This window comes from Streptomyces sp. NPDC058964, assembly GCF_042741275.1.
Classification (GTDB): domain Bacteria; phylum Actinomycetota; class Actinomycetes; order Streptomycetales; family Streptomycetaceae; genus Streptomyces.
In genome coordinates this window covers 1-10,347 of record NZ_JBHYKH010000318.1, presented here as the reverse complement: position 1 = coordinate 10,347, position 10,347 = coordinate 1, and the positions used below count along the sequence as shown (strand labels likewise).

11 protein-coding genes and 1 pseudogene are annotated in these 10,347 nt (G+C 71.9%); 5 read left to right on the top strand and 7 right to left on the bottom strand.

All coding sequences use genetic code 11. The features are described from left to right. Positions 1-83 precede the first annotated feature (83 nt). Entirely contained in the window at positions 84-719 is a 636-nt protein-coding gene (locus ACFW2E_RS30925; RefSeq protein WP_384470369.1) for an LPXTG cell wall anchor domain-containing protein, read from the bottom strand. Between ACFW2E_RS30925 and ACFW2E_RS30920 the strand changes: the two genes are divergently transcribed. Then, positions 712-1,155, top strand: a complete 444-nt coding sequence (locus ACFW2E_RS30920) for a hypothetical protein (protein WP_384470368.1) — start codon at positions 712-714, stop codon at positions 1,153-1,155. The two genes, ACFW2E_RS30925 and ACFW2E_RS30920, sit on opposite strands and share 8 nt — an antisense overlap. 689 nt (positions 1,156-1,844) lie before the next feature. Here the strand turns inward: ACFW2E_RS30920 and ACFW2E_RS30915 are convergent. Next, entirely contained in the window at positions 1,845-2,132 is a 288-nt protein-coding gene (locus tag ACFW2E_RS30915; RefSeq protein WP_384470367.1) for a chorismate mutase, read from the bottom strand. 316 nt (positions 2,133-2,448) lie between these two features. On the opposite strand from ACFW2E_RS30915, the gene guaA reads away from it, so the two are divergent. Then, entirely contained in the window at positions 2,449-4,029 is a 1,581-nt protein-coding gene (guaA, locus tag ACFW2E_RS30910; RefSeq protein ID WP_384470366.1) for a glutamine-hydrolyzing GMP synthase, read from the top strand. A gap of 18 nt (positions 4,030-4,047) precedes the next feature. On the opposite strand, the gene ACFW2E_RS30905 is transcribed toward guaA, so the two are convergent. Together ACFW2E_RS30905 and ACFW2E_RS30900 are read right to left on the bottom strand one after the other, a co-directional pair. Then, on the bottom strand, positions 4,048-4,515 hold the full coding sequence (locus tag ACFW2E_RS30905; protein WP_384470365.1) for a pyridoxamine 5'-phosphate oxidase family protein: 468 nt from the start codon (positions 4,513-4,515) through the stop codon (positions 4,048-4,050). Between the two features lie 78 nt (positions 4,516-4,593). Beyond that, a complete protein-coding gene (locus tag ACFW2E_RS30900; RefSeq protein WP_384470364.1) occupies positions 4,594-5,220 on the bottom strand; it encodes a hypothetical protein in 627 nt (208 codons plus the stop codon). Between the two features lie 167 nt (positions 5,221-5,387). Here ACFW2E_RS30900 and ACFW2E_RS30895 point away from each other — a divergent pair, with 167 nt between their 5' ends. Further along, the gene (locus ACFW2E_RS30895) at positions 5,388-6,182 is read left to right on the top strand and encodes a class II aldolase/adducin family protein (RefSeq protein WP_384470363.1); all 795 of its coding nucleotides are present in this window, start codon (positions 5,388-5,390) and stop codon (positions 6,180-6,182) included. A 40-nt stretch (positions 6,183-6,222) separates the two neighbouring features. On the opposite strand, the pseudogene ACFW2E_RS30890 reads toward ACFW2E_RS30895, so the two are convergent. Further along, positions 6,223-6,444, bottom strand: a pseudogene (locus ACFW2E_RS30890) (Tat pathway signal sequence domain protein); the annotation flags it as partial. A 218-nt stretch (positions 6,445-6,662) separates the two neighbouring features. On the opposite strand from ACFW2E_RS30890, the gene ACFW2E_RS30885 reads away from it, so the two are divergent. Together ACFW2E_RS30885 and ACFW2E_RS30880 are read left to right on the top strand one after the other, a co-directional pair. Beyond that, a complete protein-coding gene (locus tag ACFW2E_RS30885) occupies positions 6,663-7,952 on the top strand; it encodes a hypothetical protein (protein WP_384470362.1) in 1,290 nt (429 codons plus the stop codon). 130 nt (positions 7,953-8,082) lie between these two features. After that, positions 8,083-8,607: a DoxX family protein gene (locus tag ACFW2E_RS30880; protein ID WP_384470361.1), complete on the top strand. Its 525-nt coding sequence runs from the start codon at positions 8,083-8,085 to the stop codon at positions 8,605-8,607. On the opposite strand, the gene ACFW2E_RS30875 is transcribed toward ACFW2E_RS30880, so the two are convergent. Together ACFW2E_RS30875 and ACFW2E_RS30870 are read right to left on the bottom strand one after the other, a co-directional pair. Further along, on the bottom strand, positions 8,596-8,835 hold the full coding sequence (locus tag ACFW2E_RS30875) for a hypothetical protein (RefSeq protein ID WP_384470360.1): 240 nt from the start codon (positions 8,833-8,835) through the stop codon (positions 8,596-8,598). The two genes, ACFW2E_RS30880 and ACFW2E_RS30875, sit on opposite strands and share 12 nt — an antisense overlap. Next, a partial coding sequence (locus ACFW2E_RS30870) for a PspC domain-containing protein (RefSeq protein ID WP_384470359.1) occupies positions 8,822-10,347 on the bottom strand: 1,526 nt, incomplete at its 5' end. The genes ACFW2E_RS30875 and ACFW2E_RS30870, both read right to left, overlap by 14 nt.

The window sequence follows — 10,347 nt, the reverse complement described above, 5'->3', positions numbered from 1 at the left end:
GAAGTAGCCCGCGAACGCCAAGAGGGACCTGCGCCCCCCTCCGAGCGCAGGTCCCTCTCCCGTCTTGCGTCGCGCCTTGCGCCTTACGCCTCGGCGCCCGCCCTGCGGCGCCGCACCACGAAGACGGCGCCCGCACCGGCGACGACGGCGACACCGCCGGCGAGGCCGATCATGGGCAGCGCGGAGCTGGAACCGGTCGAGGCGAGACTGCCGTCGACCTCCGGCGTGTTGCTGTCCGGCTTGTCGTCGGTGACCGGGGCCTCGCCGCCTTCCTGCGGCTTGGTGCCGGTGGTGTCCGTGCCGGAGGAGACGATCTGGAACTTGTACGAGACGTCGCCGAAGCCGGTGCACTCGGCGTCGCTGTCACCGTAGATCGTCGCGCCGAGGGAGAAGCCGGCGCCGACCGGGGCGGACGACGTCACGTTGATACGGAGCGGGATGTCGACCTCGTAGTCGGGCTTGAGCTCGTCGGTGTAACCGACGTAGCCGACCGCGTAGCCCCCCTCGTCGAGGTTCTCCCAGACCTTGTTGTCCGGGTCCCAGGCCTGGAGCTGGACCTGCTTGCTCTTGAACAGGTCCTCGCCGGCCTTGTCGGAGGAGGCTCCGGCGAAGAAGGCGAGGTCGTTGAGGGTGGAGTCGGAGTTGTTGAGCACGTTCAGCGAGAACTTGTGCCAACCGCTGCCGGCCGCGATCTTGCCCGGCAGGCCGGTGATGCTCACGTCGACCTTGGTGTCCTCGCAGGCGGACGGCTCGGGATCCGGCGACTCCGACTCCTCGGGCGCGGAGGCGCTGGCGGAGGCCGAGGCGGACTCGCTCGCGGACGCGGACGCGGACGCGGAGGCCGAGGCCGACTCGCTCGCGGGGGCGGACGCGGAGTCGCTGGGCGCGGGGGCGCTCGACGAGGCGGACTCGCTCGCGGACGGGTCGGCGCTCTCGCTCGGCGACACGCTCTCGGTGACGCTCGGCGGGGCGGACGTCGGATCGTCGGTCGCGTACGCGGCCGGTGCCGCAAGGAGGGCCAGCGGGGCTATGGCGGCCGTCGCGGCCGCTGCGGCCATGGCGCGGCGAAGCTTCATGAAGACCTCGTGGAGTCCGGCGTACCGCGGTGGGCGGCACGGAGTGGAGGCGGGCTCCGCGTGTGGGGCGCGGGTGTGACCCTTGGTTCTGCTGTGCGACCGGTTCTTACCGGTTTCTTTGATTCAGCAGGTTGGATCAGTGAGGCCGGTAAAAGGTTGCCCGTTCACTCACAGGATTCTTATGTGGCCTGGGTCACACCTCGAGGGCATGCGAAGGGCCCCGTGGGACGGTTCCAACGGGCCCTTGTGCCTCACCACCGACGTCAGGGCAGCGTCGGTGCCCGGGGAGCGGCGCCGGGGGGTTGCGCCGCTGGCTCTTCCTCTGTGTCCTCCGCCCTCCGTGCCTCGGTCGGCGCCCCGGCGCATTCGGGGCGCGCGGATGGTTTCGACCTGTGGCGGTCGGGCGGCGCATTGCAATGCGGTTGTGTGTCCGGGGACTTGGGGGGCTTTCTGCGCATCGTGCTGGATGGGCGCGGCCTCCGCAACCGTTTTGACCCAGCCCTTGTGCATTTTTGCAGTTTTCCGCCGGTCGGCCCCGGGCGTCCCCGGAGCCGACCGATCTCTTGAATGACCGGGCTGCTGTCCCCTGCCGTCCGGTCACTTGTCTGGAGCGAGGTCCCACGACGCACGGCACGATCCGCACGTCTCATCGCTCCAGCGAGCCACGCGTGGTTCTTTCGGGCCCGCCCCTGGCTGGCACGGACACCGGGACCAACGAAGCGGTGCGCGAGGCGGTCACGCGCCGTACGGGTGAGTGCGGGTTCGAACTCAGATGCGGCCGCGGCACAGTTCGAGCAGCGTCATCGCGAGGGACGTCCCCGGCTTGCCCAGTGCCTCCCGGTAGTGGTCGAGGACCTCCATCTCCCGGGAGAGGTTGACGCGCCGCCCGCCGGAGGTGATCCGGGCCTCCTGGATCACGGCGGACACGGCCATCCGTTCCTGGATCAGGCCGATGATCCGATCGTCGAGCGCGTCGATGCGTTCGCGCGCGCCGTTGATCACGTCGGCGGCCTCGGCGGTGCGGGCGCCGGTCTTCTCTGCGGGGGTGACGGACATGTCGGGGGCTCCTCGTGAGTTCGGACACGGTGCCCCGGAACGGCAGGACCCGGAAAACGACAGGCGCCCCGGGCCTTGTCGGCCCGGGGCGCCTGGGAAGTCGCTTGGCGGTTCGCTCAAGCAGCACGACCATGGCAGCCGGCGGGCCGGTTGCCATAGGTAAAGAGGAAGGTCGTCTGCGTGAGCATGGGGTCAGTATGCCACGGGGCTTCCGGTTGCCGGGGCGCCGGCCCCGGTACGAGGGCGAGGTCACCCACGGCCACCCCGGTAGAATCGTCGGCACAAGACCCCCGCCCAAACCGCCGGAAGGCACCCCGTGTCATCAGCGACTCCCGCTGCCGCCACCCCCGACACCGTCCTGGTCGTCGACTTCGGCGCGCAGTACGCCCAGCTCATCGCCCGTCGCGTCCGCGAGGCGCGGGTCTACAGCGAGATCGTGCCGAGCACCATGCCGGTCGCCGAGATGCTCGCCAAGGACCCCGCGGCGATCATCCTCTCCGGCGGCCCCTCGTCCGTGTACGAGGAGGGCGCCCCCCGCCTCGACCGCGCGCTCTTCGAGGCCGGCGTCCCCGTCTTCGGCATGTGCTACGGCTTCCAGCTGATGGCGCAGGCTCTCGGCGGCACGGTCGACAACACCGGCGCGCGCGAGTACGGCCGTACGGACCTGCACGTCTCCAGGGCGTCCTCCACCCTCTTCGAGGGCACCCCCGCCGAGCAGCACGTGTGGATGTCGCACGGCGACGCCTGCTCCGCCGCCCCCGAGGGCTTCACCGTCACGGCGTCCACGGACGTCGTCCCGGTCGCCGCCTTCGAGAACGACGAGAAGAAGCTGTACGGCGTCCAGTACCACCCCGAGGTCATGCACTCCACGCACGGCCAGCAGGTCCTGGAGCACTTCCTCTACCGCGGCGCGGGCCTGTCCCCGACCTGGACCACGGGCAACGTGATCGACGAGCAGGTCGCCCTCATCCGTGAGCAGGTCGGCGACAAGCGGGCCATCTGCGGTCTGTCCGGCGGTGTGGACTCCGCCGTCGCCGCCGCCCTGGTCCAGAAGGCCATCGGCTCCCAGCTGACCTGCGTGTACGTCGACCACGGTCTGATGCGCAAGGGCGAGACCGAGCAGGTCGAGAAGGACTTCGTGGCCGCGACCGGCGTCCAGCTGAAGGTCGTGGACGCGGAGGAGCGCTTCCTGACCGCCCTCAAGGGCGTCTCCGACCCGGAGGAGAAGCGCAAGATCATCGGTCGCGAGTTCATCCGCGTCTTCGAGCAGGCCCAGGCGGAGATCATCGCGGACGAGGGTCCCGCGGTGGAGTTCCTCGTGCAGGGCACGCTCTACCCGGACGTGGTCGAGTCCGGCGGCGGCACCGGCACCGCCAACATCAAGTCCCACCACAACGTCGGCGGGCTCCCCGAGGACCTGGAGTTCAGGCTCGTCGAGCCGCTCCGCAAGCTCTTCAAGGACGAGGTCCGGATGGTCGGCCAGGAGCTCGGCCTGCCGGAGGAGATCGTCCAGCGCCAGCCGTTCCCCGGCCCCGGCCTCGGCATCCGCATCGTCGGCGAGGTCAACAAGGAGCGCCTGGACCTGCTCCGCGAGGCCGACGCCATCGCCCGCGAGGAGCTGACCGCGGCAGGTCTCGACCGCGACATCTGGCAGTGCCCGGTGGTCCTGCTCGCGGACGTCCGCAGCGTCGGCGTCCAGGGCGACGGCCGTACCTACGGCCACCCGATCGTGCTGCGCCCGGTCTCCTCCGAGGACGCGATGACCGCCGACTGGTCGCGCCTCCCGTACGAGGTCCTCGCGCGCATCTCGACCCGCATCACCAACGAGGTCCGGGACGTCAACCGGGTCGTCCTCGACGTGACCTCGAAGCCCCCGGGCACCATCGAGTGGGAGTAGTCCTCCCGTTCGTGACGGTCAGGTCCGCTTGAGAGTCCGCACCGGCTCTCCGGGCCGCCAGACCTGGGCGACCAGATACGTGTCGTCCTCGACGTAGGTCCGTACGACCTCCGTCATTTCGGTGCGGAAGAGGTGGAACGGCTGCGGCGGTTCCACCTCTTCCACGTACGCCCCCTTCACCTCCGGGTCGTCGACCTCGACCGCCCGGCCGCCGATCCGGATGTCCCCGCCGCCCATGCCGGTGCCCGGTCCCGGGTTCGCCTGCAGCGCGAACCTGGGGTCCCGGCGCAGGTCGAGGGCCTTCAGCGAGTCGGGCATCATGCCGAGCCACAACTCGCCTTTCAGGAAACGGACCTCCAGGCCGGTGGTGCGGGGGGAGCCGTCCCTGCGGAGGGTGGCGAGGACGTGGTGCGTGAAGGCGCCGAAGCGCCCCTCCGCGATCATGGCGAGTTCGGGTTCGGCGGTGCTGAAGTCTGCCCAGTTCATACGAGCCAGTCTCACGCCGATACCCGACATCTTCTGTCAGGTATCCGAGGCCAACCGACCGAGGCCAACCGACCGCGCTCACGCCGTGTACGGCACCGGTCTCACGTACCGCTCCCGCCCCGCCTCGTCCCGCACCGGTGTGCACCCGGCCTCCGTCAGCCGCCGGGCCAGCTTCGCGCGGCGGGCCGTGTTGACGCGGAGTGCGCCGAGCATGAACGCGGGCATCAGCACGGCGAGCGGCAGCAGAACTGCGTAGACGCCGGTCACCACCGCGAGCAGCAGGAACAGGGCCCCGAAGCCCCAGCCCATCGTCAGCAGCTGCTTGCGATTACCGGTCTCGACGAGACCGTCGTACGTGATGAGGATGCGGATCAGGTCGACGTCCGCCTCGGCCTCGGGAACCGGGGTGAGCGAGTTCAGGTACATGCCCGGCACCGGTCCACCCGCTCCCACCTGCGTGAAGGTGGCCGCGTTCGTCGCCGCGCGCTGCCGGGCCCACGGTTCGGGGTCGCGCACGAGACGGACGTGCAGCACCTTGTACCGACCGACGAGGCGGACGCCGGCGTAGCGGAAGCCGAAGCACTCGGCTACGTACACGAGCGCGCTCGAGGTCTTGAGCTCGGCGAGGGGGTGGACCAGATCGACCTGCTGCTGTGTGGCGAGCTGTCGCACGAGGCTGTCGAGATGGCGTTCGGCCTGACTCATGGAGGGCTCCGCGTGGCTGAAAGCTGCTGCTGAACTTCAGATTCCGCAGCACAGACCCACGAGACCCCGGAACGGTTGCACGCGTCTTCTTTACAGAACAGCTCTGTTCTCCTGCGCTGACCGACGGTAACTTCCGCCTCGTGAAGCAAACCAGTGCAGGAGGACCCATGCACGGCCCCACCCCACCCCTGCCGCTGCCCACCGACCGGCTGCAGTTCGCGATGCCGCCGATGCACGACTCGCTCGACGACGAACGCAGGCACCGCAAGGAACGGCTCGCGGGTGCGCTCCGGCTCTTCGGCCGGTCCGGATTCGAGGACGGGGTGTCGGGGCACATCACCGCCCGCGACCCGGAGTTCTCCGACTGTTTCTGGGTCAACCCGTTCGGGATGCCGTTCAAGCACGTCACCGTCAGCGACCTCGTACTGGCCAACCAGGACGGGCAGGTGATCGAGGGCCGCTACCACGTCAACCAGGCGGCGTTCACCGTGCACGCCCAGGTGCACGCCGCCCGCCCCGACGTCGTCGCGGTCGCCCACTGCCACTCGGTGCACGGCCGGGCCCTGTCCGCGCTCGGTGACCTGCTCGACCCCATCAGCCAGGAGAGCTGCGCCTTCTACGAGGACCACGCCCTGTACGACACGTACACGGGCGTCGCCGTCGACGCCGAGGAGGGCCGCCGCGTCGCGACCGCGCTCGGCTCCCACAAGGCGCTCGTCCTGCGCAACCACGGGCTGCTGACGGTCGGCGACTCGGTGGACGCGGCGGCCTGGTGGTTCCTGTCGATGGAGAAGTCCTGCCGGGTGCAGCTGATGGCGAAGGCGGCCGGCCGCCCGCTCCTCATCGACCACAAACTGGCGGTGGCGACCCGCGAACAGCTCGGCGGCGACCTGGTGGCCTGGATCAACTACCAGCCGCTGTGGCAGGACATCAGCCGCAGCGAACCGGATCTGCTCAGCTAGGAGCGGCGCGGTACCACCACTGGAACCCGCGTCGTCCGTGCCCGCGAGGCCGCGCTGCGGGCGACGGATGCGGCAGCCGCGCGGTCACCGCGGCCGCGACCAGCGCCGAGAGCACGTCGCGGCGGGTGTTCCCCCGCAGCCACTCCACCGGGAGCGGATCGCCGACGGCGATGATCCGCGGCCCGGTCGCCCGCTCGACCCGGTCCGAGGTGTCGGCCCAGTCGATGCGGACCTGGCTGCCGTCGAAGGCCCAGGTCCCGTCCCGCTGGATGATCTCGGCCATACCGAAATTCCCGCAGCCGGGTCAACACTGCGGTGCGATCTTCACCCGGGGAGACCACCTGCCGGACGCCGGCGACGTGGCGTAGGGCACAATTCGCTCTCGTCGCATGGGAGTTGCACGGCGGCGGCCGGCCTCCGTGGCGGGGGCCGCCGGCCGTGCCCCGGGTCGTGGGTCATGGGGAAGGGCGGGCGTCGGGCGTGGCGGTGCAGGAGGCGAGGCAGAGCGCGGAGACGGGCGCGCGCGGGGCTGCCCACGGGGGTGGCTGCACCTGCGGGGACTGCCCGCACGGGGCGCGTGAGGGGCATCGGCGGGCCGTGGCCGACTTCCTCCTCAAGCGCGACGGGTTCGCGGCCGGGCAGGGGCTGCCCGCGGCGGTGGCCCACTCCGCCTCCGCCTCCCGGCAGTGGGTCTCCGAGGAACTGACCCAGTCCGCCGAGGTCGTCGCCGAGCGCGGGCGCGCGGAGGGCGACGCCTGGCTCGCCAGGCTGTGGCTGCGCACGCTGTACGTCCTGTGGGCGGGTGTGTTCCTCCTGCTTCTGGTGGAGTCCCTGACCGCGGTCGGCGCGGGCTGGACGAGTGCCCGCACCGCCGGACTGCTCGCCGCGCTGGTGGTGGCCGGCGCGCTGACCGCGGCGTCGTGGTTCCACCGGGCGCGGGGCGGGGCGCTGGCCCCGGTGATCGGTGAGGACAACCGCCTCTCCACGTCCCGCGCCGTGGCGGCGGCCTGGGTGCTGTTCGTGGCGTACTCGGTCCTGGTCCTGGCGGGCCGCCTCGCGGCGGCCTCCGACCACGCCGAACGCGACGCGCTCCTGTCCGGGCTCGAACTGGCCCGCGGGGCGGGTGTGGTGACCGTCCTTGCCGTGGTGTGCGGCATCGCGGTCCTCGTCCGTCGCGTGGTCGGCCTGCGCGTCCTCGGCCAACGGCTGCAGAAGGTGCGCGCGCCCCGCCCGCGCTCGGCCGACCTGCTCACCGACGACTCCGGCCGGGGCACCTTCGCCGACATCCAGTACGCCGTGATCGGCTCCGTCGCCCTGCTCTTCGCCGCCGTACGCCTGGCCCGCCGCCCCGACCAGCTGCCCGACCTGCCCTGGGGCCTCGCGGTGGTGGTCCTGGTCTCGGCCGCGACCTACCTGGCCGGCAAGTACGCGGAGGGCGGCCGCCCGGTGATCCTCTCCGTCGTCCGCGCCCGCGAGGCCGGCGACCTGGACGGGCCGATCCGCACGGGCGACGACATCGAGATCCGCGGCGCCTGCTTCGTCCCGCCCGGCGCGCAGACCGCCGACCACCTCTCGCGGATGGTGGTCCGCGTCGGCGCGGTCGATGTCCACGTCCCCCTGATCCCCGTCACCGGCGGTTTCAGCAACCCCTCGGACACGGTTCTCACGGTGCCGGTCCCGGTGGACGTCGAGCCCGGCCGGGTGGAGGTACAGGTGATCACGGCGGCGGGCGTGGCCACCAACCGGTGCGTCGTCGAGATCACGGACTGACGGGACGGCGGGGCGCGGAGGCGACCGGGACGAAATCGGAAAAACCTCCGGGAGAGGGTTGAGCCGCTTCCGCTTGTCGTACGTATGGTCTGTTGAGGGGTCTCGGTACGGCGAGAGGCGGCTAGGAGCGATGACTCACAGTATTCGTACGGGCACGCACACCCCCTATCTGGAGGGCGATCGAGACTGGCGGGCCACCGCCACCCGCTACGCCCTCCTCCCGCTACGCGTCTTCCTGGGCGTCACCTTCACCTACGCGGGCCTGGACAAGCTCACCAACAGCGCCTTCATGAAGTCGGGCGGCTCCGGCTCGATCGGTGACACCATGCAGGCGGTCCGCAACTCCGCCGCCATCCCGGCCCTGGTCGACCTGGCCCTGAAGAACCCGGTCGGCTTCGGCTACGCCATCGCCTTCGGCGAACTGGCCGTCGGCATCGGCATCCTGGTCGGCCTGTTCGGACGGCTCGCCGCGCTCGGCGGCGCGCTGATCTCGCTCAGCCTGTGGCTGACGGTGAGCTGGGCCTCCACCCCGTACTACTACGGCAACGACCTCGCCTACCTGATGGCCTGGCTGCCCCTCGTCCTCGCAGGCACCCCCTACCTCTCCCTCGACGCGCTGCTGCGCTCGAGGCGACGGCAGCGGTCACTCCGGTAGGCGCCCGGCTCCGGCCGTGTTCCCGCGTCCGGAGCCGCGCCGGCCCCGGACGCGCCGGGCCACGACGCCCGTCGCACCCGCCAGGCACAGGCCGCCCACGACCAGGGGCAGCACCGCGAACCAGGGCGTGTCCCACAGGCCGCCCGCGTCGCCCGCGTAGGCGACGCCCGTCACGGTGACGAACAGGCCGGCGACCAGCCTCCCGGGCTGGAACTCATGACGCAGCACGGGTCACCTCCGCCTGTCCCGCACCGACCTGCAGATCGATGTCGAGCGTGCCGGCGTGGCCGCCGCCCGTCCTCGGTGTCAGCGTCACGTCCTTGTGCTTGCCCGGCGCCACGTCCACGTCCTTCTTGTCCTCGCCCGGCAACTGGATGTCGCCGACTCCCACGTCGATGCTCATCCGCACGGTCACGTCCGCAGGCACGATCACCCGCAGCCTGCCCGCACCCACCGCGGCCTCCGTCCGGAGCGTCCGGCCCTCGGCGACCCGCACCCCGGTCAGGTCGAGGGTGCCCTCGCCCGTGCCGAGGTCGTACTTGCGCTGCACGTCCGCCGCCGACGCCGGCTTCCACGTCGTGCGCAGCCAGTGCGTGGTGATGTCCTTGGGCAGCGCCGACGCCCCGGCGAGCAGCGCGGCCGTCACGATCGCCAGGAACACCGACCCGGCGCCCGTACGTCCCAGACCGGCACTCACCGCGATCCCGAGGCCGAGGACGACGAGCGCGGCGGCGAGGCCGGCCTGCAGGCTGGTGCCCAGCGGGTGCCCCTCCCACGTCAGGCCCGTGCCCAGGCCGCCGGCCAGCAGGGCGAGCAGGAAGATCCAGCCGCCGATCCAGCGCGGACCGCGGGGCCGTGCCGGCGCGGTGTGCGGGACCCTCGTGCTCTCGCCGCCGCGGGAGTTGCCCGGACCGGCGTCGACGGCCGCCGCGATGTCCCGGTCGGGCGAGTCCCCGGGGCCCCACAGATATCCGGTGCCGCCGACGTGTGTGCCGTCCTTGACGATGGGGTCGCGCCACCAGGAGGGGTAGGAGGTGGGCACCGGCGGCGCCTGGGCCTCCGGCGGGGCGTCGGCCACCGCCTGCGCGGCAATGGGGCCTCCCCTGCTCGAGCGCAGCCGAGAGCTCGGGGAAGGGTCGGGGTCGGGGGCGCCGCGCCGCTGCGACCAGTAGCCGGCGCCGGCCAGCAGCAGGGAGAGGACGGCGGCGAACGTGAGCACCCCGCCGTTCTTCAGCATCGTCAGGAACACCCCGCAGCCGACCAGCGCGAACAGCACGGCCGCCAGGGCCTGTCCGTCGACCCGTCCGGTCAGCAGCTTGCGCAGCTCGTTCTCCTCCTCGTCCTCGTACGGCACGAAGAGCCAGGCGAACCCGTAGAAGATGAGGCCGATCCCGCCCGCCGCGGCGAGCACCGCGAGGGTGATCCGGTAGATCACGGGGTCCATGTCGGTGTGCCGCCCCAGCCCGGCGCACACCCCCGCGACCATCTTGTGGCGCCGGTCCCGGCGGAATCTGCGCGGGGCCTCGCCGCGCACACCCGGATCCTGGCCCGCGGCGGGCGCGGCATCCGCCCGCCCCGCGGGCGCGCGGGCGGGCGGGGGGGGGCGCGCGGGCCGGGGGGGGGCCCCGCGCCGCCGCCCCGGGCGGCCGCGCGCAGCAGCGCGTCGAGCACGGCGGGGTCCTGCTCGTGGGCCAGCAGGTGTTCGCGCAGCTCGTGGCGGAGCAGGCCGCGAGCCGAGGT